Consider the following 25,523-nt stretch of genomic DNA (forward strand, 5'->3'; position numbering starts at 1 on the left):
CGTCCGCGGGCACACGGCGGCGGTTCGAGGCGCGTCAGCGCTCGCCGGGCAGCGCGGCGAGCATCCCGCTCGTGAGCACCTGTGGCAGCACGCGCGGTTCTGCCGCGCGGGGCGTGTACCAGAGGTAGAGCGGCACGCCGGCGCGGTTGTGCGCCTCGATGAAACGGCCCAGCACCGGGTCGCCGTCGGTCCAGTCGCCTACCAGCACCGCCACCTTGCCCTGCTTGAACGCGGCGGCGGTGGTGGCGGTCTCGATCGCGGCCTTCTCGTTGACCTTGCAGGTGAGGCACCAGTCGGCGGTGAAATAGGCGAAGACCGGCCGCCCCTCGGCGCGCAGCGCGGCGAGCCGCGCCTCGCTGAACGGCTCGGCGCCGGGCAGCCCCGCCACCGCACTCGCCGCGCCGCTCGGCGCCGGGCGCACCAGCGCGACGCCGCCGAGCGCGACCAGCAGCGCGATCCCCGCCGGCCACCACGCCGCGCCGCGCCCGGCGTGCTGGCGCAGCCCGGTCCACCACAGCCCGACCGCTGCGAACAGCGTCGCGGCGAGGCCGAGCGTCATCCCGTCGACGCCGGCCTGGCGCCCGAGCACCCAGGCGAGCGCGAGCGCGGTCAGCCACATCGGCAGCGACAGGATCCGCCGCAGCCGATCCATCCAGGCCCCCGGCCGCGGGAGCCGCGCGCGCAGCGCCGGCACGAAGCCGATCAGCAGGAAAGGCAGCGCGATCCCCAGGCCGAGCCCCGCGAACACCGCCAGCGCCGCCGCGGCGGGCAGCACCAGCGCCGCGCCGAGCGCCGCGCCCATGAACGGTCCGGTGCACGGCGTCGCCACGAACGCCGCCAGCGCGCCGGTCGCGAACGCCCCTGCCGCCCCGCCCCGCGCGGCGAACTGCGGGGTCGGCAGCTCGAACAGCCCGGCGAGGTTGAGCGCGATCGCGGTGACGAGCAGCAGCAGCGCGCCGATCACGCGCGGGTCCTGCAGCTGGAACGCCCAGCCCGCGCTCGACCCTGCCGCGCGCAACGCCAGCAGCCCCGCGCCGAGCCCGACGCACACCAGCATCACCCCCGCGGTATAGGCCAGCGCCTCGCGCCGCGCGTGCGCGGCGCTCTCGCCCGACCGCGCCAGCCCCAACGCCTTGAGGCTCAGGATCGGGAAGACGCACGGCATGATGTTGAGCAGCAGCCCGCCCAGCACCGCGCCCGCGAACGCCGCGAGCGCGGTGGCGAGCACCCCCTCGGCGCCGCGCGGCGCGGCGACGTCGCCCGGCCGCGCGGTGAGCGCCAGCCCGGTACCGCCGCCGGTGGCGAGCACGCCCGCGACCTCCCCCGCGGCGGGCTCCGCCGCCGCCTTGGTCTCGATCACCAGCGTGTCGCCGTCGCGCGTGACCGTCTGCGGCGCGGCATAGTCGATCGCGCCGCCGGCGGCCGGGTAGAACCACGCTTCGCCCAGGGACGCGTCGGCGGGATACGGCACCGCGAGCCGGAAACGGTCGCCCGCGCGCTGCCAGGTCGCGCGCGTCGACAGCGGGCGCGGCAGCGCGCGACGCCAGCCGTCGAACGCGGCGCGCCGCGCGGGATCGATCGCGCCGTCGCCGACGGTGAGGTCGAGCGTCAGCGTCTGCGTCTCGGGGACGCAGATCTCCGCGGTGCAGACGAGATAGTCGAGCTTGGCGACGAGCGGCAGCCGCGTCCCCGGCGCCAGTCCCGCGGGCACGCGCAGCGTCGTCAGCAGCGCCCAAGGCTTCTCGTAGACATAGTTCATCAGCCCCGCGATCAGCAGCCGCGACGGCACCGGATAGTCGAGCCCGCCCGCGCGCGCGCCGGCGGGCAGCGTCCAGGTCACGCGGCTCGGCACGCCCGCGTCGCCGGGGTTGCGCCAATAACCGTGCCATCCCGGCTGCGGCACCGCGCGGAACGCCAGCGCCACGTCGCTCCCCGCGGCGGGCCGGTCGCTCTCCGCCACCAGCGTCAGCGCGACGTGGCGCGCGGGCTGCGCGAGCGCGCCGCCCGCGGCCAGCAGTGTCACGAGGATGAAAAGCGCCGCGCGCACTGCTTGCCTGACCATCGGACGCGGACCATAGCCGCGGTCGCTCCCGCATGCATCAAGGTTGGCCATGAAATCGCTCCTCCTCGCCCTGCTCGCCACCGCCGCCGCCGTGCCAGCGGCCGCGCAGACCGCGACGCCCGCCCCGGCGACGCCCGCCGCCGCACCGCGCACGCCGCCCAAGCTGGTCGTGGCGATCTCGGTCGATCAGTTCTCCGCCGACCTGTTCGCGCAATATCGCAACCATTTCACCGACGGCATGGCGCGGCTGCTGACTGGCGTGGTGTTCCCCTCGGGCTATCAGAGCCACGCCGCGACCGAGACCTGCCCGGGCCACTCCACCATCCTGACCGGCATGCGGCCGGCGCATACCGGGATCATCGCCAACAACTGGCTCGACCAGAAGGTCGGCCGCGCGGACAAGACGGTCTATTGCGCCGAGGACGAGCGCGCCGGCGGCGACCACGAGCATTACACGCCCTCGGACCTCCACCTGAAGGTGCCGACGCTCGGCGACATGATGAAGCGCGCCGACCCGCGGTCGCGCGTCGTCGCGGTGGCGGGCAAGGATCGCGCCGCGATCATGATGGGTGGCCACACCACCGACCAGATCTGGTTCTGGGGCGGGCAGAACTTCATCTCGCTCGCGGCGCGGCAGGAGCCCGCGGTGGTCACCCGCGCCAATGCCGCGGTGGGCGCGCTGCTCGCCCGTCCGCAGGAGGCGCTGCCGCTGCCGGGCTATTGCACGGCGCTGTCGCGCCCGATCGCGGTGGGCGAGCAGACGCTCGGCACCGGGCGGTTCGAGCGCGCCGCGGGCGACGCCAAGGCGTTCCGCGCCTCGCCCGCGCTGGACGGCGCGGTATTCGCGCTCGCGGCGGCGATGATCGAGGACATGAAGCTCGGCCGCGGCCCCGCCACCGACCTGATCGCGGTCGGCGCCTCGGCGACCGACTATGTCGGCCACGCCGATGGCACGCAGGGATCGGAGATGTGCATCCAGATGGCGCAGCTCGACGAGTCGCTCGGCGGCTTCCTCGCCGAGCTCGACCGCACCGGGATCGACTATGAGGTGATGCTCACCGCCGATCACGGCGCGCACGACATGACCGAGCGCCAGCAGCAGCGCGCGATGCCGATGGAGCAGCATGTCGCGCCCGCGGCCACCGCGAAGATCATCGGCGCCGCGATCGGGCACGACCTCGGCATCGCCGGCCCGGTGCTGCTCGGGCCCGAGACCGACGTCTATCTCGCCGACTCGGTGCCCGCGGCGAGGCGCGCGCAGGTGCTGACCGAGGCGAAGAGGCGCTTCACCGCGCAGCCGCAGGTCGCCGCCGCCTTCACCCGCGACGAGCTCGCCGCCACCCGCATGGCGACCACCCCGCCCGAGACGTGGACGCTGATCGAGCGCGCGCGCGCCTCGTTCGACCCGGAGCGGTCGGGCGACCTCATCGTGCTGCTGCGCCCGCGCGTCACCACCGTCGCGGCGCCGGCCCCAGGCTATGTCGAGACCCACGGCAGCCCGTGGGACTATGACCGCCGCGTGCCGATCCTGTTCTGGCGCAAGGGGCTGGCCGGCTTCGAGCAGCCGCTGTCGGTGGAGACGGTCGACATCGCGCCGACGCTGGCGGCCACGATCGGGCTGAGGGTGAGCGGGCTCGACGGCCGCTGCCTCGACCTCGACGCCGGCGCGGCGGACACCTGCCCGGCGGGGTGAGGTTCGGGGCGGGCGGGCGCCCTGCTCCTCCCGCCGGCGTCATCCCGGACTCGTCTCAGGATCCATCGTGGCTCACGCTCGAGACGTGCGGCGCCTGCGGTGAAGTGGATCCTGGGACGGGGGCAGGATGACGCTCAGTATCAGTGTTTCGGCAAGCTCGAAGGCCGCATCACCCCACCGCCGCTACCAGCCACGCCAGATAATCCGCGTCTGCCGCCACGCCCCGCTCATCGCGCGAACCGCCCCGGCGCGTAGCGCGCCGCGTCGATCGTTGACGGGGGCGTGTCACCGAGCAGCAGCGCGGCGCCGACCGCTGCCGCCGCCGGCGCGGTCTGGATGCCGAAGCCGCCCTGCCCCGCGAACCAGAAGAAGCCCGGCTCGGCGAAGCCGTACACCGGCAGCCGGTCGGGCGCGAACGAGCGCAGCCCCGCCCAGCTGCGCTCGACGCGGCGCACGCGCCAGTCGACCGCCGCCTCGAAGCGGTCGATCGCCACCGCCACGTCGAGCTCCTCCGCGGCGACGTCGTGCGGCACCACCGGATGCTCGTCGTGCGGGCTCAGCCACAGCCTGCCGCCCGCCTCGGGCTTGAAGTAGAAACCGCCGCCGGCGTGGATCACGAAGGGCGTCGTCGCGGGCACCGGCGGGTCGATGGCGAGCTGCGCGACGGTGCGGCGATACGGCCGGATGCCGAGCGGCCGCGCGCCCGCCAGCCCCGCGACCGGGTCGGCCCAGGCGCCCGCGGCGTCGACCAGCACCGCGGCGCGGACCGCGCGCCCGTCCGCCAGCGTGAGTCGCCAGCCGCCGCCGACGCGCTCGGCCGCGGCGAGCCGGGCCGCGGTCATCAGCGTCGCGCCCGCGCGCCGCGCCGCGCCGAGATAGTCGGCGTGGAGCCGCGCGACGTCGATATAGGCGCAGCTCGGCTCGCGCACGCCGAGCGACCAGTCGTCGCGCAGCCCCGGCACCAGCGGGCGCGGGTCGACCGCGGTGAGCGCGACGCTGCTCCCCGCGAACTCGGCGAGCAGAGCGTCGATCGCGCGCGCGTCCTCGGCGCGCCCGACATGGACCGCGCCGAGCGGGTCGAGGTAGCCGCCCGCGCGCAGCGCCGCCTCCGACCCGGTGGTGAGCGGCTGGATGAGCGGGCCGCCGTAGGTCTCCGACCAGAAAGCCGCGGAGCGGCCGGTGGCGTGATAGCCCGGCAGGTCCTCGCCCTCCAGCAGCAGCACGCGCGCGCGCTCGCCGATCGCCGCGGCGAGGCTCGCCCCCGCGATACCCGCGCCGACGACGGCGATGTCGGCGGTGAGCGCGGCGACGCTCACGCCGCCTGCTCGGCGAGGAAGGAGTCGATCGCGGCGAGCGCGCGGTCGCGCACCGCGTCGCGCTCGCGCAGCAGCTCGTGCGCCGCGCCGTCGCCGAAGCGCACCAGCGTGGCGCGCTTCAGCCGCCCTGCCACGCGCACGGCCGCGCGCGGGTCGACCAGCCGGTCGCCGTCCGCCACCAGCAGCAGCACCGGCACGTCGAGCCGTCCCAGCGCAGGGTCGCGCCGGAGCCGCGCGGTCGCGGCGAAGGCCTCGTCGAGCCACGCCCAGCTCGGCGGGCCGAGCCGCAGCGTCGGGTCCTGCTCGTACCACCAGGCCTCGTCGGCGTAGCGCGCCGCGTCGCCGGTGAGGAGCGTCTGGCGCTCGGCGAACCCCGGCCGCTCGCTCTTCCACGCCGCGCGCGCGGGGTCGCCCAGCCGCCGCATCAGGCGCGCGACCCGGCCGCCCAGCCAGGCGCCGACCGGCGAGGCCAGCCCGAGCATCGGCGCCACCAGCACCGCCGCGCGCGGCCGCACCGCGCCGTCGAGCAGGGCGCGCAGCGCGAGATAGCCCCCCATGGAGTGGCCGACGATCACGTGCGGCCCGGGCATCGCCGCGACCCAGTCGCGCCACTGCTCGGCGAGATCGCTCAGCCACGGCGCGAAATCGTCGCTATGGCCGACCTGCGCGTCGGCGCACAGCCGCCCCGAGCCCCCCTGCCCGCGCCAGTCGAACGCCGCGACACTCCACCCCGCGGCATGCCAGTGCGCGAACGACTCGAGATATTTCTCGAACACGTCGGCGCGCCCGGTCTGGAACAGGATCGTGCCGCGCCCGCCGCCCGGCCACTCGAGGCGGCGCAGCGGCCAGCCGTCCGCCGCGGGCGCGGTGGCGACTCGCGCCGCGGCGGGGATCAGGCGGCGGTTCACGGGGTCCAGCATCATCCCGATCATGGTTACGGTTTCTCAAACCCTGTCGTCTAGCACCGCCGATATGGGTCATTCTCTCCTCGCCTGGCTGCTCCCCGCGATCATGGGGGCGCTGCTCGTCTCTGCCGGCGTCGAGGACGCGCGCACGCGCGAGATCGCCAACTGGAAGAACGCGGCGATCGCGCTGCTCGCGCCGGTATGGTGGTGTGCGATCGGCCTGTCGCCCTGGCCCGAGATGGCGCTGCAGCTCGGCGTCGCGCTCGCGGTGTTCGCGCTGTTCGTCGGCGCCTTCGCGATCGGGCAGATGGGCGGCGGCGACGTCAAGCTGATCGGCGCGCTGGCATTGTGGCTGCCGCCGATGCGCCTGCTCGACACGCTGCTGGTGATGTCGGTGCTGGGCGGCGTGCTCACGCTCCTCTTCGTGATCGAGCGGCGCTGGAAGCCGAGCGAGGCCGCGGTCGAGGTGCCCTACGGCGTCGCCATCGCGGTGGCCGGGCTGATCACGTTAGCCGAACCGCTTCTTAACCAATTCCGCCCATAATTTACGTCAAGTTGGCGCCGGCTGGCGCACTCAGAGGATGCTCTCCCCGATGGACAGTCGCAAGCTCATCATGCTGGTCGGCGCGCTGGTGGTCGCGGTGGTGACCGCGGTCGCCGCGCGGACGCTGGTCGCCGGCGCCGCGGCGCCCGAGGCGGCCGCGGTCGCCGCGCCGGCCGCGCCCGTGGTCGACGGCCCCGAGGTGCTGGTCGCCACCCGCTCCCTGCCCGTCGGCACCATCCTCGATGCCACCGCGCTGAAGTTCCAGCCCTGGCCCAAGGAGCTGGTCGAGAACGCCTATTTCCAAAAGGACCAGACCGATCTGGCCAAGCTGATCGGCACCGTCGTGCGGCTGCCGGTCACCGCAGGCCAGCCGGTGACGCAGGGCCAGCTGGTCAAGCCCGGCGACCGCGGCTTCCTCGCCGCCGCGCTGGGCGCGGGCATGCGCGCGGTCACCGTGCCCGTGTCGGCACAGACCTCGGTCGCGGGCTTCGTCTTCCCGGGCGACCATATCGACCTGATCCTCACCCAGTCGGTCGACGGCGGCGGCGACGGTCCCCCGCTCAAGGCGAGCGAGACGGTGATCCGCAACCTGCGCGTGCTCGCCACCGACCAGCGCACCGGCGACCAGAAGGACGAGCACGGCAACACGATCGTCCAGACCTTCTCGAACGTCACGGTCGAAGCCACCCCCAAGATCGCCGAGCAGATCGCGGTGGCCCAGACGATCGGCACGCTGTCGCTCTCGCTGCGCTCGATCGCGGACAATGCCTCGGAGCTGGACCAGGCGATCGCCTCGGGCGCGATCAGCCCCGGCGACGCCAAGGACCCCAAGGCCGAGGAGGCGATGCTCAGCCGCCTCGCCAACACGCCGCAGGCGGGCGACAGCACCTATGCCGTCGGCGCCGACGTGTCGCGCTTCCAGCGTCGCACCATGCCCGCCAAGTCGACCGCGCCCGCCGGACCGGTCGTTCCGGGCGCCCCTGTCGTCGCCGGCGTCGCGCCGACGCCCGCCACGCCGATGGTGCGGATCGCGCGCGGCAACAACGTCACCGAAGTCTCCGTCGCAGGGAAGAACTGAGATGCGCCTCCACTCCCTCCTCGCGCGCGGCGTCGCGCTGGCCGCGCTGGCCGGTGTCGCGCTGCCCCCGGCGGGTGCCGCCCCCGCGACCCGCCGCAACGCCGCCGCCCCGGCGACCGCCCGCACCGCGCGGACCGGCCTGCCGCCGGTCGGCGTCACCAAGCCGACGATCGAGAAGTGGTTCTCGATCGGCGAGGGCGAGCTGATCACGCTGCCCTCGACCGTCAGCGAGGTGTGGACCTCCAACCCCGAGACGGCCGACGTCTATGTTGCCAACCCGCGCCAGATCCACCTGTTCGGCAAGGCATCCGGCGAGTCGACCGTGTTCGCCACCGATCGCAGCGGCGCGGTGGTCTTCGCGGCGAGCGTGCACGTCGCGCAGAACTCGACCTCGATCGACCGCATGATGAAGGCGGCGATGCCGGGCGCGGACATCCACGTCACCCAGGTCGGCCAGATCGCGGTGCTCAACGGCACCGTCGACTCACCCGCGGACGCCGAGCAGGCGCAGCGGCTGGTTGTGTCGCTGCTCAACCCCGGGGTCGACGCCAGTGCCGACAATGCCGTGCTCAAGGTCGGCGTGGTCAACCGTCTGCGCACCGCGACGCCGCTGCAGGTCAACCTGCAGGTCAAGTTCGCCGAGGTGAGCCGCTCGTTCCTCAAGAATATCGGCAACAATTTCATCAACCGCGACAACAGCGGCGGTTTTACCTTCGTCGGCCAGTCGGGTCGCAACCCGGGCACCATCGCCGACCTGGACACGTCCAAGCTGCCGACGCTCGACGCCTCCTCGCTCTACGGTCTGCCGGCCGGCTCGATCTCGCTCCCGTTCGACCCGGTCAAGCGCCAGTTCGTCACGGGCGGCACGCAGTTCACCACGACCAAGGACAATAGCGGCACGCGCACGACGCTCGGCCTCGCCGGCCGGCTGCTCGGCATGGACGTGCTGTCCGCGATCGACCTCGGCGAGACGATGGGCCAGGTGACGACGCTCGCCAACCCGAACCTCACCGCGCTGTCGGGCGAGACGGGCACCTTCCTCGCCGGCGGCGAGATCCCGATCCCGGTCAGCCAGGCGCTCGGCACCACCACGATCGAGTACAAGCAGTTCGGCGTCAGCCTCGCCTACACGCCGACGGTGATGTCCGACGGCCGCATCTCGCTGCGCGTCCGCCCCGAGGTGTCCCAGCTCGACTATGCCAACGCGGTCACGGTGGGCAGCGGGCGCGTGCCGGCGCTCACCACGCGCCGCGCCGAGACGACGGTGGAGCTCGGCTCGGGCCAGAGCTTCATGATCGCCGGGCTGATGCAGAACACGCACAACAACACGTACGACAAGACGCCCGGCGTCGCCGACCTCCCGGTGATCGGCGCGCTGTTCAAGTCGAACGGCTTCCAGCGCAACGAGACCGAGCTGGTGATCGTGATCACGCCCTATCTGGTGAAGCCGGTCAACGGCAACGACATCAAGCTGCCGACCGACAGCTATCGCGCGCCGAGCGACCTCGAGCGGATCTTCGTCGGCTCGCTGGAGGGCGGCAACCGCGCCGCCGACCGTCCTAAGCCGGTGATGCAGACCCCGGCGCCGTCGGCGGCGCCGGCGGTGGGCGCGGTCGCGCCCGCCCCGGTCGCCCCGGCCCCAGCCCCTGCCGCGCCGGCCCCGGCCGAGGCGCCCACCGACCGCAAGGCGGTCAAGCCGTCGAACCGCAAGGCCGCGGCGCCCGCGCCCGGCTTCTCGATCAACTGAGGTCACAGACGATGCCCAACCGCCCGCTCCTCCTCGCCGCGCTCGCGCTGACGGTGCCGCTCACCGGCTGCAACAGCTATCGCGGCGTCGAGTCGATCCACCAGCCGGTGGTGTCGCGCAGCGACTATGCGCTCGACGTCCAGACCACCCCCGACGGTCTCGCCCCCGGCGAGCCGCAGCGGCTGCGCGGCTGGCTCGACGCGCTGCACCTCGCTTATGGTGACACCGTCGCGCTCGATCAGGGCGACAGCGAGAGCGCCGGCGCGCGCGCCGACGTCGCCGCGATCACCGGCCGCTACGGGCTGCGGCTCGCCGAGGCGGCGCCGATCGTGGGCGCCGCGATCGCGCCGGGTACCGCCCGCGTGACGGTGAGCCGGACGACCGCCGCGGTGACCAGCTGCACCGCGCAGAGCAATCGCGGCCTCTTCAACTTCGACGAGCATACCAGCGGCGACTACGGCTGCGCGGTCAACGGCAACCTCGCCGCGATGGTGGCGAACCCGACCGACCTCGTGCGCGGCGTCGCGAGCGACGGCAACTATGACAGTGCGACCGGCGTCAAGGCCGTCGCGGCGCGCCGCCGCGCCGCCCTCACCGGGGGCGGTGGCGCCGCGGTGAAATCCGAGTCGACGGGAGGCAAGTGAGATGAACGCACCCTGGAAACCCGGCGTCGCCGGCAGCCGCGCGCCCTTCCTCGCCTTCGCCTGCGACGACGGCTCGGTCGAGGCGCTGCGCCCGATCGCGGCCGAGCTCGGCTGGCCGACCGAGAACGTCTACAAGGGCGGCCTGCGCAACGCGGTGCAGACGCTGTCGGTGACGTCGAGCCCGCACGTGCTGTTCGTCGACCTCGCCGAGTCGAGCGACCCGCTGGGCGACATCAACGGCCTCGCCGAGGTGTGCGAGCCGGGCACGATCGTGATCGCGGCGGGCCAGGTCAACGACGTGCGGCTGTACCGCGACCTGCTCGCCAGCGGGATCCAGGACTATCTGCTCAAGCCGCTCCATCCCGACGCGGTGCGCGACGCGCTCGGCCAGGCCCAGGCGATGCTCAACGCGCCCAAGCCGGTCGAGGCGTCGCTCGATCGCCCGCACTGCTCGGTGGCGGTGATCGGCAGCCGCGGCGGCGCGGGCGCCTCCACCATCGCCACCTCGCTGGCGTGGCTGATGAGCGAGCGCGGCCAGCGCGCCGCCGCTCTGCTCGACCTCGACGTGCATTTCGGCACGGGCGCGCTCGCGCTCGACCTCGAGCCCGGCCGCGGCCTCACCGACGCGATCGAGAATCCGAGCCGCATCGACGGGCTGTTCATCGAGCGCGCGATGGTGCGCGCGTCGGACAAGCTGTCGGTGCTGTCGGCCGAGGCGCCGATCAGCGCGCCGGTGATCACCGATGGCGCGGCCTTCTACCAGCTGCAGGAGGAGATGCGCGCCGCCTTCGAGGCGACCGTGATCGACCTGCCGCGGTCGATGCTGGTGCAGCACCCGCACCTGCTCGCCGACGTCAACGCCGCGGTGCTGGTGACCGAGCTGACGCTCGCCTCGGCGCGCGACTCGATCCGGCTGCTATCCTACCTGCGCAGCAACGCGCCGCAGGTGCAGGTCACCGTGCTGGCCAACCGCGTCCACGCCGGCGCGCAGCCGGAGATCTCGCGCAAGGACTTCGAGGGCTCGATCGAGCGCAAGATCGACCTGATCGTGCCGTTCGACCAGAAGCTGGCGGCGCAGGCGGCCAAGCTGGGCAAGCCGCTCGCCGAGGCGGGCAAGGCGAGCAAGACGATCGCGCCGCTCACCGAGCTGGCCGACCAGCTGCTGCGCAGCGCCGACGACGGCGAGATGCCCGCCGGCAAGTCGCGCGGCGGCTCACTGCTGTCGAAGTTCGCCGACCTCAAGGGGCTGATCCCCAAGAAGCCGGCCAAGGCGAAGTGACCGCCCGCCCGATCGCCCCGGAGCCGCCATGCCGATCCTGCCGCTGATCCTGCTCTTCGCCGGCGCCGCGCTGACGCTGCTGCTGCTCGTCACCGCGCTCGCCGGACCGTCGACGAGCAAGGCGACGACGCGCCGCCTCGCCGCGCTGCGCGAGCGCCACACCGCCTCGCCGACCAACGCGATCGAGGCGCAGATGCGCCGCATCACCGGCAAGAGCGCGACCCGCGCCGACCTCGCGGCGATGCGGCTGCTGCCCAACGTGGCGCAGCTGCAGAAGCGGCTGTCGATGACGGGCAAGAGCTGGACGGTCGGCCATTACGGCGGCGCCACGGTGGGAGTCGCGCTGGTCGTCGCGCTGCTGCTGCTGCTCAAGGGCATGCCGCTGCTGCTGGCGCTGTTCCTCGGCGTCGGTCTCGGCGGGCTGGTGCCGCATCTCGCGGTCGGCTTCCTGATCAAGCGCCGCATCGCCGCCTTCACCGCCAAATTCCCCGACGCGATCGAGCTGCTGGTGCGCGGCCTGCGCTCGGGCCTGCCGATCTCGGAGACGATGCAGGTGGTCGGCGCCGAGGTGCCCGGCCCCGTCGGCGACGAGTTCCGCTCGGTCTCCGACAAGATGAAGATCGGCCGCTCGATGGACGTCGCACTGCAGGAGACCGCCGACCGGCTCGGCACGCCCGAGTTCCAGTTCTTCGTCATCACCATCGCGATCCAGCGCGAGACCGGCGGCAACCTCGCCGAGACGCTGCAGAACCTCGCCACGGTGCTGCGCCAGCGCGGCCAGATGAAGCTGAAGATCAAGGCGATGTCGTCCGAGTCCAAGGCCTCGGCCTATATCGTCGGATCGCTGCCCTTCATCGTCTTCGGCGTGATCTACACGATCAACGCGCCGTACATGCTGAACTTCTTCGCCGACCCGCGGCTGATGGTGGCGGGCGGCGGCGGGCTGATCTGGATGGGGATCGGCGCCTTCATCATGGCCAAGATGGTGAGCTTCGAGATCTGACATGGAACCTGCGCACGCCACCTTCCTCGGCATCGACGTGGTCTGGGCCGCGACCTTGCTCTCCGGCATCGCCGCCGCGGCGGTGTTCGTCGCGATCTACGCCGCGCTCGGCGTGCGCGACCCGATGAGCAAGCGCGTCCGCGCGCTCAACGATCGGCGCGAGCAGCTCAAGGCGGGCATCACCGCCTCCACCAGCAAGCGCCGCGCCAAGCTGGTGCAGAAGAACGAGACCGCCGACCGGCTGCGCGCCTTCCTGTCGTCGCTCCGCGTGCTCCAGGACGAGCAGCTCAAGGTCGCGCAGCACAAGTTGATGCAGGCCGGCATCCGCAAGAAGGAATGGGCGGTCGCGGTGATCTTCGGCCGCCTGGTGCTGCCGATCGTCTTCGGCGGGCTGATGATCGTCTACGTCTACCTGCTCGACTCCTTCCCCGACTGGAGCCCGCTCAAGCGCTACGGCCTGGTCGCCTCGACCCTGGTGCTCGCCTACAAGGCCCCCGACCTGTTCCTGAAGAACAAGATCAACAAGCGCAGCGACGCGATCCGCAAGGGGCTGCCCGACGCGCTCGACCTGCTGGTGATCTGCGCCGAGGCGGGCCTGACCGTCGACGCCGCCTTCCACCGCGTCTCGCGCGAGCTCGGCAAGGCCTATCCCGAGCTGGGCGAGGAGTTCGCGCTCACCGCGATCGAGCTGGGCTTCCTCACCGATCGCCGCCAGGCGTTCGAGAATCTGGCGATGCGGGTCGACCTCGACGCGGTGCGCGGCGTGGTGACGACGATGATCCAGACCGAGAAATACGGCACCCCGTTGGCGAGCGCGCTGCGCGTGCTCTCGGCCGAGTTCCGCAACGAGCGGATGATGCGCGCCGAGGAGAAAGCCGCGCGCCTGCCCGCGATCATGACGGTGCCGCTGATCCTCTTCATCCTGCCGGTGCTGTTCGTCGTGATCCTCGGGCCGGCGGCCTGCTCGCTCAACGACTCCTTCATCAACGCCAAGTGATCCGGCGCGGTGTTCGGGCGCGGTTCGTCGCGCCGGAACACCGCGTCGACGCCGGTCGTTGCTATGACGTTATGGAGGCGCCGAGGGCGTCTCTGGCGGCAGGGAGGATGCCATGCTCTTCACGACGTCGACGCAATATATCGCGCTCGCGGTCGCGCTGATCGCGGGCTGGCTGTTCGGGCTGGCGAGCCATCCGGGCGGGCGCAAGTGGAAGGCGCGCTACACCGCCGAGCGCGACGCGCACGCCGCCACGGCCAAGCGCGTGGCCGAGCTGGAGCGCGACCACGGCCGCCTGGCCGAGCTGGAGCGTGACAACGCGCGGATCGGCGACCTGGAGCGCGAGAACGCGCGCATCGCCGAACTCGAGCGCGAGAACGAGCGGCTGCGCGCGGCACCACCGGTCGTGGCCGAGCGGCTCCACAACGAGCGCCCGATCCTGGACGACCGGGCGCCCTACGACGAGCGCGGGGCACGTGACGAGCGCGACTATCGCGACGACCGGGACCTCCGCGCCGAAGGCGTGGTACCGCGTTCCTCGGCGGCGCCGGCGCATCCGACGGACCGCCGCATCGTCTGATCTCGTCGCCGCCCCGCGCGGCGCATGTAGGGATAGGCGGTCGCGGGGCACCCCGCGGCCGCCGTACCCGCATGCGCCCGCCCTGCCGCCACGATGCGCGCCTTCGCGGTCGAGCACTGAAGTTCCTTCATCACCGCGTTGAGGCCACCCCGACCTGCGCCCGCCCGGCCCCGCGCCTATCTGTGGCACGCACGCCGATCGGCGTGCCCACATCTGCCAAGGGGAACATGCATGGCCACCAAAGCCTATGGCGCGACCGCGGGCGACAAGCCGCTCGAGCCGATGGAGATCACGCGGCGCGAGCCCGGCGCGCACGACGTCCAGATCGACATCGCTTATTGCGGCGTCTGCCACTCCGACCTCCACCAGGTGCGCGGCGAGTGGGGCGGCACGCTCTACCCCTGCGTCCCCGGCCACGAGATCGTCGGCCACGTCACCGCGGTCGGCGCCGAGGTGAGCAAGTTCAAAGTCGGCGACACCGTCGGGGTCGGCTGCATGGTCGACAGCTGCCAGCATTGCGCCTCGTGCGACGAGGGGCTGGAGCAATATTGCACCGGCGGCGGCTTCGTCGGCACCTATAACGGCCCGACCGCCGACGCGCCCGGCCACACGCTCGGCGGCTACTCGCAGCGGATCACCGTCTCGGACAAGTTCGTCCTCAAGATCTCGCACCCCGAGGAGCAGCTCGCGGCCGTCGCGCCGCTGCTATGCGCGGGCATCACCACCTACTCGCCGCTGCGCCACTGGGGCGTCGGGCCGGGCAAGAAGGTCGGCATCGTCGGGATCGGCGGGCTGGGCCACATGGGCGTCAAGATCGCGCACGCGATGGGCGCGCACGTGATCGCCTTCACCACCTCGGAGTCGAAGCGCGCGGACGCCAGGGCGCTCGGCGCCGACGAGGTGATCAACTCGCGCGAGAGCGAGGAGATGGAGGCGCACGCGGGCAGCTTCGACATGATCCTCAACACCGTCGCGGCGAGCCACGACCTCGACGCCTTCACCGGGCTGCTCAAGCGCGACGGCACGTTGGTGCTGGTCGGCGTCCCCGAGCATCCGCACCCCTCGCCGAGCGTCGGCACGCTGATCTTCGGCCGTCGCTCGATCGCGGGCTCGCTGATCGGCGGCATCGCCGAGACCCAGGAGATGCTCGACTTCTGCGCCGAGAAGGGAGTCACCGCCGACATCGAGATGATCCGCATGCAGCAGATCGACGAGGCCTATGACCGCATGCAGCGCAGCGACGTGAAATACCGCTTCGTGATCGACAACGCCACGCTGGCCGAGGCGTAACGGTTAGGATCCTCCCCGGCACGGGGAGGGGGACCGCCGGCCGCAGGCCGGTGGTGGAGGGGGCTCTCCACGCAGCGGAGCGCCGGTGGAGAGCCCCCTCCACCAGCCTACGGCTGGTCCCCCTCCCCGTCATGCGGGGAGGATTACCTCTTTCCCCCAACGATTTTCTGCGCGCTCCTGAGACAAACCAGCGGTTCGGGAGTTACAGGCGCGGAAAACCGGGAAAAAGGGAACGGGCATGTCGGACGATCGCGAGGGACGGATCCGCGAGCGCGCTTATCGCCTCTGGCAGGACGAGGGCGAGCCGCACGGCAAGCACGACGAGCATTGGCACCGCGCGCAGCAGGAATTCCCGGGCGAACAGCCCGCCGACACCGCCGAGCCGCAGGACGGCAGCGACACGCCCGCCGCCACCTCGGGTGACGAGACCACCGGCGCCGCGCTGACCAAGCCGCTCGCCAACGAGCCCGCGGACTCGCCCGCCACCACCATCCCCTCGGGCAGCCCCGAGACGGGCGGCACCGCCGCCGCCCCGAGCAAGGCGCCGCGCGCGCGCTCCGGCAAGTCCGCCGAGGCCAAGGCGCCGGGCGGCGAGACCGCATCCAAGCGTCCGGGGCCCCGCACCAAGCGCGCCTGAGGCGCGCCGCGGCGCCCCTCCCCGGCGCGAGACATCCTATCTGACCGGCCGCCCGGGCGCGGCCCCTCTCCTGTCGGGAGCACGACATTGAACGACTTGCCGGACCGGCTGCTGCCGGGATCGCCCTATCCGCTCGGCGCCACGTTCGACGGGGAGGGCGTCAATTTCGCGGTCTTCTCCGCCAATGCCGACGCGATCGAGCTCTGCGTGTTCGATCCCGCGGGCAAGCGCGAGCTCCGCAAGCTGATGCTGCCCGAGTGCACCGACGAGGTATGGCACGGCTATCTCCCCGATGTCGGGCCGGGACTGGTCTACGGCTATCGCGCGCACGGCCGCTACGCACCCGAGGAAGGCCACCGCTTCAACCCCAACAAGCTGCTGCTCGACCCCTATGCGCGCCGGATCCAGGGGCAGATCAAATGGACCGACGCGCTCCACGGCTATCGCATCGGCCATCGCCGCGAGGACCTGTCGTTCGACCGGCGCGACAGCGCCCCCGCCATGCCCAAGGCGATGGTGGTGGACGATCACTGGGACTGGTCGCGCGATCGCCGGCCCAACACGCCCTGGTCCGAGACGGTGATCTACGAGGCACACGTCAAGGGCCTGACCAAGCTGATGGAGCTGGTCCCCGCGCGCGAGCGCGGCAGCTACGCCGCGCTCGGCCATCCCGCGGTGATCAGGCATCTCCAGCGGATCGGCGTCACCGCGATCGAGCTGCTGCCGATCCACAGTTTCACCCAGGACCGCTTCCTGCAGGAGAAGGGGCTGCGCAACTATTGGGGCTATAACACGCTCGGCTTCTTCGCGCCCGAACAGTCCTACATGGCATCCGATCATCAGGACGAGCTGCGCCGCGCGGTCCACCGGCTCCACAAGGCCGGGATCGAGGTGATCCTCGACGTCGTCTACAACCACACCTGCGAGGGCTCCGAGCGCGGCCCGACCCTGTCGTGGCGCGGGCTCGACAACGCCAGCTACTATCGGCTGGTCAAGGACAACCCGCGCTACACGATCAACGACACCGGCACCGGCAACACGCTCAACATGAGCAAGGCGCGCGTGATCCAGATGGTCGCCGACTCGCTGCGCTACTGGGCGACGAGCTTCGGCGTCGACGGCTTCCGCTTCGACCTCGGCCTCACGCTGGGGCGCGAGGACTATGGCTTCGATCCCGGCGCGGCCTTCTTCGACGTGCTCCGACAGGACCCGGTGCTCGGCCGGCTCAAGCTGATCGCCGAGCCGTGGGATATCGGCCCCGGCGGCTACCAGCTCGGCAACTTCCCGCCGGGTTTCGCCGAGTGGAACGACAAATATCGCGACACGGTGCGGAAATACTGGCGCGGCGACCCGTCGCAGCGCGGCGACCTCGCGGCGCGGCTGTCCGGCTCGGGAGACCTGTTCGACCGGCGCGCGCGGCGGCCCTGGGCGACCGTCAACCTGCTCTCCGCGCACGACGGCTACACGCTGGCCGACACGGTGATGTACGAGGGCCGCCACAACGAGGCCAACGGCGAGGACAATCGCGACGGCCACTCGGAGAATTACTCGCGCAACTGGGGCGCCGAGGGGCCGACCGAGGATGCGTCGATCAACGACGCGCGCGGCCGCGTGATGCGCTCGATGCTGACGACGCTGCTCGCCTCGCTCGGCACGCCGATGCTGGTCGCGGGCGACGAGTTCGGGCGCACGCAGGGCGGCAACAACAACGCCTATTGCCAGGACAATGAGATCAGCTGGCTCGACTGGAAGGCGGCGGCGAGCGAGGACGGTCAGCGCCAGATCGACTTCACCGCGCGGCTCACCGAGTTGCGCCGGCGCTACCCCGTGCTGCGCGCGGCGGCGTTCCTCTACGGCCAGGACTCGCCCGGCGAGGGCGTCAACGACGTCGAGTGGTGGAACGAGCGCGGCGAGCGCATGACTCCCGAGGATTGGGACAATCCCGAGGGTCGCGCGCTGATGATGCGCCGCGCCTCGCGCACCGAGGACGACGAGGTCGAGGCGGTGTCGCTGCTGCTCAATGCCAGCGCCGACGCGATCACCTTCCAGCTGCCCGCGCCGCAGGTGCAGCGCGTGGTGCTGCTCGACAGTGCCAAGCCCGAGCAGGGCGAGCTGGAGATCGGCGACCGCTACGAGGTCGCACCGCAGGGTGCGGTTCTGATCACCTGGCGGAGCGCGTTCCCGTCATGATGGCCTGGGGTCCCGAGCCGATCGAGGGCGGCACGCGCTTCCGCCTGTGGGCGCCCGACGCCGCGGCGGTGACGCTCGAGCTCGCCGACGGTGCGCCGGTCGAGATGATCGCGGGCGAGGACGGTTGGTACGCCGCCGAGGCGCCGGTCGGCGCGGGCGCGCGCTACCGCTTCCGCGTCGGCGACCAGGCGGTGCCCGATCCGGCGTCGCGGCGCCAGGACGGCGGCGTACACGGCTGGAGCGTGGTCACCGACACCCGCTTCGACTGGCAGCACCCGCACTGGCGCGGGCGCCCATGGCACGAGATGGTGATCGTCGAGCTCCACGCCGGCGCGCTCGGCGGCCTCGCCGGCGTGACCGAGCGGCTCGCCGCCATCGCCGCGAGCGGCGCCACCGCGATCGAGCTGATGCCGCTGGGCGCCTATGGCGGGGAGCGCGGCTGGGGCTATGACGGGGTGCTGCCCTACGCGCTGCACGAGGCCTATGGCACCCCCGACGAGCTGCGCACGCTGGTCGACGCCGCGCACGGGCTCGGGCTGAGCGTCTTCGTCGACGTGGTCTACAATCACTTCGGCCCCGACGGGAACTACCTCGGGCTCTACGCCAAGAGCTTCTTCGACGAAGCCGTCCACACCCCCTGGGGCGGCGCGGTGAACGTGTCGGCACCGCCGGTGGCCTGCTATTTCGTCGACAACGCGCTGATGTGGCTGCGCGACTATCGCGTCGACGGGCTGCGCTTCGACGCCGTCCACGCCATCGCCGACGACGATTTCCTCGACGCCATGGCGGCCGAGCTGCGCGCCACGCTGCCGGGGCGCCACGTCCACCTCGTGCTCGAGAACGAGCGCAACGACGCCGCGCGGCTCGGCGAGGGCGGCTATGACGCGCAGTGGAACGACGATTTCCACAACGTCCTCCACGTGCTGCTCACCGGCGAGAGCAGCGCCTATTACGGCGACTTCGCCGATCGCCCCGCCGAGCGGCTGGCGCGCTGCCTCGCCGAGGGCTTCATCTACCAGGGCGAGCCGTCGCAGAACCACGACGGCAAGCCTCGCGGCACGCCGAGCCGGGGCCTGCCGCCAACCCGCTTCGTCGCCTTCCTCCAGAACCACGACCAGGTCGGCAACCGCGCGCTGGGCGAGCGGCTGACGTCGCTGACCGCGCCCGATAAACTGCGCGCGGCGACCGCGCTGCTGCTGCTGTGCCCGCAGGTGCCGCTGCTGTTCATGGGCGACCTGGACGGCAGCGAGACGCCCTTCCTGTTCTTCACCGACTTCCACGACGAGCTCGCCGACGCGGTGCGCGAGGGCCGGCGCAAGGAGTTCGCCAAGTTCGACGCCTTCGCCGACGCGGCGGCGCGCGCGCGCATCCCCGATCCCAACGCGGCGAGCACGTTCGAGCGCTCGCGCCCCGCGCCGGGGCCGCACGCGGCGGCGTGGCGCGCGCTCTACGCCGACCTGCTCGCGCTGCGCGCCGAACGGATCGTGCCCGGGCTGGAGGCGGCGGTCGCGCTCGGCGCGCGCGCCACGGGCGCGGCGGCGGTGGAGGCGCGCTGGCGGCTCGGCGACGGCACCACGCTGGCGATCGCGCTCGACCTCGGCGACGCGCCCGCGCCGCTGCCGACACCCGAGCGCGTGCTGTGGCGCGAGGGCGAGCGCCTCGTGGCCTGGGTGGAGGAATGAGCGAGCCCGCCGCCCGCGCCGCCGCCGCCGGACTCGTCCGCGACTGGGAGGACGCCGACGGCAACGCCCAGCGCGTGCCCGACGACGTGCTCGCCGCGATCCTCGGCCGGCTCGACCCGACGCCGCCAGAGACCCCGTTCCTCTCCGCCGACGCGGGCGCGCCGATCGACCTCCCCGCCGACGCCGCCGGCGCGGTCGAGCTCCACTTCGAGGACGGCGGCCGCGCCGCCCCGGCGCGCGACTCGCGCGGCCGCCTGCCCCCGCTCGACCGACCCGGCTACCACCGCCTGCTGGTCGGCGAGCGCGCCTACACGCTCGCGCTCGCCCCGAGCCGCTGCCCCGCGCCGCCACCGCGCGACTGGGGCGTCGCGGTGCAGATCCCCGCGCTCCAGTCGCGCGCGCCGCGCGCCTTCGGCGACGCCGGCGCGCTCGCCGAGGCGGCCGAGGCGTTCGGCCGCGCCGGCGCGCACGCGCTCGCGATCAGCCCGACCCACGCGCTCTTCCCCGCCGACCCCACGCGGTTCAGCCCATATTCCCCGTCGACGCGGCTTTTCCACAACGTGCTGCTCGCCGATCCCGGCCTCGTCGGCGTGCCGCTGCCCCCCGCCCCCGCGCCGACGCTGATCGAGTGGGAGAGCGCCGCGCGAGAGCGGCTTCAGCAGCTACGCGCCGCCTACGACCTCGCCGGCGAGGCGGCGCGCTCGGCCGCGCTCGCCTTCCGCCGCCAGCGCGGCGCCGCGCTCGAGGCGCACGCGCGTTTCGACGCGCTGCACGCGCGTCTCGGCGGCCGCGGCTGGCAGGACTGGCCAGCCGACTATCAGGATCCGACGTCCGAGGCGGTGATCCGCTTCGCCGCCGAGCAGGCCGACGACGTCGCCTTCTACGCCTTCCTCCAGTGGCTCGCCGACCTCGGCCTCGCCGCCGCGCAGCGCGCCGCGCGCGAGCGGATGCGCGTCGGGCTGATCGCCGACCTCGCGGTCGGGATGGACGCGGGCGGCAGCCACGCCTGGGGCGCGCGCGACGAGCTGCTCACCGGCCTCACCGTCGGCGCGCCGCCCGACCCGCTCGGCCCTGACGGGCAGAACTGGGGGATCACCGCGCTCGACCCCTTCGCGCTCGAGCGCACCGGCTTCCGCCCCTTCATCGAGACGCTGCGCGCGACGCTGGCGCATGCCGGCGGCATCCGCATCGACCACGCGCTCGGGCTCCAGCGGCTCTGGGTGATCCCGGAGGGCGAGAGCGCCGACCGCGGCGCCTATCTCAATATGCCCGGCGACCACCTCCGCCGCATCGTCGCGATCGAGGCGCAGCGCGCCGGCGCGCTGGTGATCGCGGAGGATCTCGGCACCGTGCCGCCCGGCTTCCGCGACGAGCTCGCGCGGCGCCGCATGCTCGGCATGCGCGTGCTGCCGTTCGAGCGCGACGCCGCGGGCGGCTTCACCGACCCCGCCGGCTGGGACGAGACCGCGGTGGCGATGACCGGGACGCACGACACGCCCACCGTGGCGGGCTGGTGGAAGGGCCGCGACATCGACTGGGCGTGGCGGCTCGGCCGCCGCTCGCGCCACGCCGACATCGCCGCGGACAAGTCGCACCGCGACGAGGAACGCGCCGCTTTGTGGCAGGCGATGGGCGAGACCGGCGCGCCGCCGGCGGAGCCGCCGCTCGACCGCGTGCTCGCGCACGTCGCCGCCGCGCCCGCGCCGCTCGCCATCGTGCCGGTCGAGGACCTGCTCGGCGAGGAGGAGCAGCCCAACCTGCCCGGCACGGTCGACGAGCACCCCAACTGGCGCCGTCGCCTCCCCGCCCCCACCGAGCAGCTGCTCGCCCGTCGCGACGTCGCGCGCCGCACCGACCTGCTCACCGCCGAGAGACACGGATGACCCCCCGCGCCACCTATCGCCTCCAGTTCCACGAGGCCTTCACCTTCGCCGACGCCGAGGCGCTGGTGCCCTATCTCGACCGGCTGGGAATCAGCCACGTCTATGCCTCGCCGATCACGGTCGCGACGCCGGGCTCGACCCACGGCTATGACGTCACCGACCCGACGCGGATCAGCCCCGAGCTGGGCGGCGAGGACGGCTTCCGCGCGCTGGTCGCGGCGCTGCGCGCGCGCGACATGGGCGTGATCATCGACATCGTCCCCAACCATATGGGCGTGGCCGGCGGCCACAACGCGTGGTGGAGCGACGTCCTCCGGCGCGGCCCCGACAGCCCGCACGCGCGCGTCTTCGACGTCGACTGGCGCGAGCGGATCGTCCTGCCCGTGCTCGGCGCGCCGCTGTCTCAGGCACTCGCCGACGGCGACATCGCGGTCGAGCGCGACGGCGACCGCTGGGAGGTGGTAGCCTATGGCGAGCATCGCTTCCCGATCCGCGACGAGGACCAGGACGGCGCCGATGCGACCCCGCTCGCCCAGCTGCTCGAGCGCCAGCATTATCGCCTCGCTTACTGGCGCACCGCCAACGACCAGCTCAACTGGCGCCGCTTCTTCACGATCAACGAGCTCGCCGGCGTGCGCGCCGAGGATCCCGCGGTGTTCGAGGCGACCCACGCGCTCTACTTCCGCCTCCACGACGAGGGGCTGATCGACGGCGTCCGCGTCGACCATGTCGACGGGCTGACCGACCCGATCGGCTACTGCCACCGGCTGCGCGAGCGGCTCGGCGATCAGGCCTGGATCATCGTCGAGAAAATCCTCGGCGCGGGCGAGCCGCAGCCGCACGGCTGGGCGATCGACGGCACCAGCGGCTACGACTTCATGGAACAGGTCGCCGCGCTGCTCCACGATCCCACCGGCGAGGAACCGCTCGGCGCGCTGTGGGAGGAGATCAGCGGGCGCAGCGCGACCTTCGAGCCCGAGGAGTTCCAGGCGCGGCAGGACCTGCTCTCCTGGCAGTTCGCCGGCCAGCTCGACGGCTGCGTCGCCGCCTTCGCCGCGCTCGCCGCGAGCGCGCCCGGCGGCGACGGCGTCACTCCCGCCGCGCTGCGCCGCGCGATCGAGCGATTATTGTGGGTCTTCCCGGTCTATCGCACCTACGGCACCGGCGACGCCGCCCCTGCGGCCGATGCCGCGGTGCGCGAGCGCGTGCGCGGCCGCGTCGCCGAGCTGATCCCGCCGGGCGAGGCGCCGATCACCGACATGGTCCTGGCATGGCTCGCCGGCGACGGGCTCGGCGACGCGGCGCTCGCCGCCGAGGCGGTGCGGCGCTTCCAGCAGCTCTCCGCGCCGATCGCGGCCAAAGCGGTCGAGGACACGGCCTTCTACCGCTACGGCCGGCTGCTCTCGCGCAACGACGTCGGCTTCGACGCCGAGACCTTCGCGCTGCCCCCCGCGGCCTTCCACGCCGCGATGGCCGAGCGCGCGCGCGCGGTGCCGCACGCGATGCTCACCACCGCGACGCACGACCACAAGCGCGGCGAGGACGTGCGCGCGCGGCTGGCCGCGATCAGCGCGCGCCCTCAGGCGTGGCGTGCCTTCGCGCTGCGCTGGGTGGCCGAGGACGAGGCGGTCGACCCGGCCGACGCCTATATGCTGCTCCAGACGCTGGTCGGCGCCTGGCCCGACGACGGCCCCGGCGGCGACTTCGCCGAGCGCGTGAAGGGCTGGCAGCAGAAGGCGCTGCGCGAGGCCAAGCTGCGCTCGTCGTGGGAGGCGCCCGACGAGACCTATGAGGCCGCCGCCGACGCGCTGCTCGACCGCTGGCTCGCCGACGCGGCGTTCGTGTCCGCGGCGGAGGCGCTGCTCGCCGAGCTGCGCCCGATCGCCGAGGCGAACGCGCTGGCCCAGGTGCTGCTGCGCTACACCGTCCCGGGCGTCCCCGACCTCTACCAGGGCACCGAGCTGGCCGACCTCTCGCTGGTCGACCCCGACAATCGCCGCCCGGTCGACTATGACGCGCGCGCGCGGCTGCTGGCGGCCGGGACGCCCGCCAAGCTGCGGCTGATCGCCGAGCTGCTGGCGCTACGGCGCGCGCATCCCGCGCTGTTCCGCGACGGCGACTATGCCGCGGCCGAGGTGAGCGGCACGGGCGCGTCGCACCTGCTCGCGTTCGAGCGGCGCGGCGACGGGCGCACGCTGCGCTGCGCGGCAGCGCTGCACGGTGCGCGGGACTGGGGCGACACGCGGGTCCGCTTCGCCTCGGGCGAGGAGATCGCGGCGAGTGCGCTGCTCGCGGCGGGGCCGGTGTCGGTCGCGGTGGTTTGAGGGCCGTCGCCGACGCTTCCCCCGCTGGACCTAGAGGCTGATCCATCTGAGGTGGAGCAGCGGGGTGCTCGCGCGGGCGCAGGAGCAGGGAGCCACGAGCGTCACGCCCGCGGCCCTGGGCTCCGGCGTCCGCCGGAGCACCGTTCAGCTCCGAGAGATCTCACCCCAGATCCTCCCCGCTCGCGGGGAGGGGGACCAGCCGCAGGCTGGTGGAGGGGGGCTTCCGAGAGCGATACACGTCGTGGATCCCCCCCTCCACCACCGGTCCTCCACCGGCGGTCCCCTCCCCGTGCCGGGGAGGATCTGCGGGCGGCGGCGATATCCCGACTGCGGCGATGTCCTACACCGCGACGGTCTGCCACACTCTCGCCGGCTCTGTCTCATCGTCGCCGGCCGCGATCGCGTGCGGCGACGCCCATCACGCACGCTCGTCCAGCCGGCCGCGACGGACTCAACGTTCCCGCGAACCGCGCCAGCGACTCAACATTCGCAACATTCGCGCCGTAGGCCGCTCGACCCGAGACGGCGAAATATCCTAAAAGCAGCCACTTAGTCGAACACGGCGGCGCGGCGCCGATGTTGATTCATGGGGATCCCACCGTCGCACCCTCTTCCACACGGCGCGCGGGCGATCTCAGCGCCGCCTCGGCCTTCCCCCGTCGAGGCGGGCCGCCGCCGCCGGCGCCTCGCCGAGTGCGGCGGTCCGCCCCGACGCCCGGTGCTCGACTCCGTGCCCGATCGCGCGCGCGGCCACCGATGTCGACCCCGCCACGTCATCGAGACAGCGCGCCACCCGCCTCCCGCCGCAGCCCCGACCAGGCCGGCACAATCACAGATGTTCCTTTGCCAACAGTGACTTCGCCGCAGATCACAGGCTTTGGCCGACGACCGGCGCGAGCTGCTGCAACCCAAGTGTCACACGACTCGGCCATGGCCCGGCTCGGTTTCGCTTGGCGCCGCGCGCAACTCGTGCTTCGGGCTACCGGGATATGAGCACCTACGGGTGGGGATGGGAGTTCGATGTTCGCTTGGTTCCAGCGTCTTCTGCCGAGGACGGGTAATTTCTTCGAGCTGTTCGAGGCGCACGCCGCGATCGACCTGGCGGGCGCGCGCGCGCTCGCCCAGCTGGTCGACGGCGCGAGCGACGCGACCGCGATGATCGCCAAGATCGCCGCGCACGAGCATGCCGCCGACGACATCACCCGCGACGTGCTCAAGACGGTGCGCTCGACCTTCCTCACCCCGTTCGATCGCAGCGCGATCGCCGCGCTGATCGGCGCGCTCGACGACACGGTCGACGAGATGCACGCCGCCGCCGCCGCGATCGACCTCTACCAGGTGCGCGACTTCGCCCCCGAGATGCGCGCGATGGCCGCCGCCGCGGTCGAGGCCGCCGAGCTCGCCGCGGCGGCGATGCCGCTGCTGCGCGACGTCAGCCGCAACGGGCAGAAGCTGCACGACTTCACCGAGCAGCTGGTCCGGATCGAGGGCCGCGCCGACGAGATGCACGCCGCCGGGCTGAAGCGCTCGCTGGGCGCGTTCGGCCGCACCGACACGCTGCGCTTCGTGGTGGAGCGCGAATTGTACAAGCATCTCGAGCGCGTGCTCGACGCCTTCGAGGACGTCGCCGACGAGATCGATGGCATCGTCATCGATCACGCCTGAGCCGCGG

Annotated in this window: 19 protein-coding genes; 16 read left to right on the forward strand and 3 right to left on the reverse strand. The window is 72.8% G+C overall.

Annotated features, from left to right (window positions below):
• Positions 1-34: 34 nt before the first annotated feature.
• A complete protein-coding gene (locus tag KZ813_RS18885) occupies positions 35-2,062 on the reverse strand; it encodes a protein-disulfide reductase DsbD family protein (RefSeq protein ID WP_219756538.1) in 2,028 nt (675 codons plus the stop codon).
• Positions 2,063-2,111: 49 nt separating this feature from the next.
• On the opposite strand from KZ813_RS18885, the gene KZ813_RS18890 reads away from it, so the two are divergent.
• A complete protein-coding gene (locus KZ813_RS18890; RefSeq protein ID WP_219756539.1) occupies positions 2,112-3,755 on the forward strand; it encodes an alkaline phosphatase family protein in 1,644 nt (547 codons plus the stop codon).
• A 227-nt stretch (positions 3,756-3,982) separates the two neighbouring features.
• Here the strand turns inward: KZ813_RS18890 and KZ813_RS18895 are convergent, their stop codons facing one another.
• The gene (locus KZ813_RS18895; protein WP_219756540.1) at positions 3,983-5,071 is read right to left on the reverse strand and encodes an NAD(P)/FAD-dependent oxidoreductase; all 1,089 of its coding nucleotides are present in this window, start codon (positions 5,069-5,071) and stop codon (positions 3,983-3,985) included.
• Entirely contained in the window at positions 5,068-5,991 is a 924-nt protein-coding gene (locus tag KZ813_RS18900; RefSeq protein WP_308461936.1) for an alpha/beta fold hydrolase, read from the reverse strand. Before KZ813_RS18900 ends, KZ813_RS18895 begins: the two co-directional genes overlap by 4 nt.
• Positions 5,992-6,043: 52 nt before the next feature.
• Here KZ813_RS18900 and KZ813_RS18905 point away from each other — a divergent pair, with 52 nt between their 5' ends.
• The 15 genes from KZ813_RS18905 to KZ813_RS18975 all read left to right on the forward strand — a co-directional run bounded on the left by KZ813_RS18905 (position 6,044) and on the right by KZ813_RS18975 (position 25,516).
• Positions 6,044-6,520 (forward strand): A24 family peptidase, encoded by a 477-nt coding sequence (locus KZ813_RS18905; RefSeq protein WP_219756542.1) that lies wholly within the window; start codon positions 6,044-6,046, stop codon positions 6,518-6,520.
• A gap of 49 nt (positions 6,521-6,569) precedes the next feature.
• Positions 6,570-7,598 carry a Flp pilus assembly protein CpaB gene (cpaB, locus tag KZ813_RS18910; protein ID WP_219756543.1) on the forward strand — a complete coding sequence of 343 codons (1,029 nt, stop codon included), beginning with the start codon at positions 6,570-6,572 and terminating at the stop codon, positions 7,596-7,598.
• A gap of 1 nt (position 7,599) precedes the next feature.
• On the forward strand, positions 7,600-9,345 hold the full coding sequence (locus KZ813_RS18915) for a type II and III secretion system protein family protein (protein WP_219756544.1): 1,746 nt from the start codon (positions 7,600-7,602) through the stop codon (positions 9,343-9,345).
• An 11-nt stretch (positions 9,346-9,356) separates the two neighbouring features.
• On the forward strand, positions 9,357-9,989 hold the full coding sequence (locus KZ813_RS18920) for a CpaD family pilus assembly lipoprotein (protein ID WP_219756545.1): 633 nt from the start codon (positions 9,357-9,359) through the stop codon (positions 9,987-9,989).
• A gap of 1 nt (position 9,990) precedes the next feature.
• Positions 9,991-11,268, forward strand: a complete 1,278-nt coding sequence (locus tag KZ813_RS18925) for a CpaE/TadZ family protein (RefSeq protein WP_219756546.1) — start codon at positions 9,991-9,993, stop codon at positions 11,266-11,268.
• A gap of 28 nt (positions 11,269-11,296) precedes the next feature.
• Positions 11,297-12,271, forward strand: coding sequence for a type II secretion system F family protein (locus KZ813_RS18930; protein WP_219756547.1), 975 nt, complete (start codon positions 11,297-11,299; stop codon positions 12,269-12,271).
• A 1-nt stretch (position 12,272) separates the two neighbouring features.
• Positions 12,273-13,268: a type II secretion system F family protein gene (locus KZ813_RS18935; protein ID WP_219756548.1), complete on the forward strand. Its 996-nt coding sequence runs from the start codon at positions 12,273-12,275 to the stop codon at positions 13,266-13,268.
• Positions 13,269-13,380: 112 nt separating this feature from the next.
• Entirely contained in the window at positions 13,381-13,845 is a 465-nt protein-coding gene (locus KZ813_RS18940) for a lysis system spanin subunit (protein ID WP_219756549.1), read from the forward strand.
• A gap of 231 nt (positions 13,846-14,076) precedes the next feature.
• A complete protein-coding gene (locus tag KZ813_RS18945) occupies positions 14,077-15,135 on the forward strand; it encodes an NAD(P)-dependent alcohol dehydrogenase (RefSeq protein WP_219756550.1) in 1,059 nt (352 codons plus the stop codon).
• 238 nt (positions 15,136-15,373) lie between these two features.
• Entirely contained in the window at positions 15,374-15,772 is a 399-nt protein-coding gene (locus tag KZ813_RS18950; protein ID WP_219756551.1) for a DUF2934 domain-containing protein, read from the forward strand.
• An 87-nt stretch (positions 15,773-15,859) separates the two neighbouring features.
• Entirely contained in the window at positions 15,860-17,962 is a 2,103-nt protein-coding gene (gene glgX, locus KZ813_RS18955) for a glycogen debranching protein GlgX (protein ID WP_258046949.1), read from the forward strand.
• Positions 17,962-19,644, forward strand: coding sequence for a malto-oligosyltrehalose trehalohydrolase (gene treZ / locus KZ813_RS18960; protein ID WP_258046950.1), 1,683 nt, complete (start codon positions 17,962-17,964; stop codon positions 19,642-19,644). Before glgX ends, treZ begins: the two co-directional genes overlap by 1 nt.
• Positions 19,641-21,527 (forward strand): 4-alpha-glucanotransferase, encoded by a 1,887-nt coding sequence (gene malQ, locus KZ813_RS18965; protein ID WP_219756553.1) that lies wholly within the window; start codon positions 19,641-19,643, stop codon positions 21,525-21,527. Before treZ ends, malQ begins: the two co-directional genes overlap by 4 nt.
• Entirely contained in the window at positions 21,524-23,851 is a 2,328-nt protein-coding gene (gene treY / locus KZ813_RS18970; protein ID WP_219756554.1) for a malto-oligosyltrehalose synthase, read from the forward strand. Before malQ ends, treY begins: the two co-directional genes overlap by 4 nt.
• Positions 23,852-24,871: 1,020 nt before the next feature.
• Entirely contained in the window at positions 24,872-25,516 is a 645-nt protein-coding gene (locus KZ813_RS18975) for a DUF47 domain-containing protein (protein WP_219756555.1), read from the forward strand.
• Positions 25,517-25,523 lie beyond the last annotated feature (7 nt).

Source organism: Sphingomonas folli (assembly GCF_019429525.1).
GTDB classification, from domain to species: Bacteria; Pseudomonadota; Alphaproteobacteria; order Sphingomonadales; family Sphingomonadaceae; genus Sphingomonas; species Sphingomonas folii.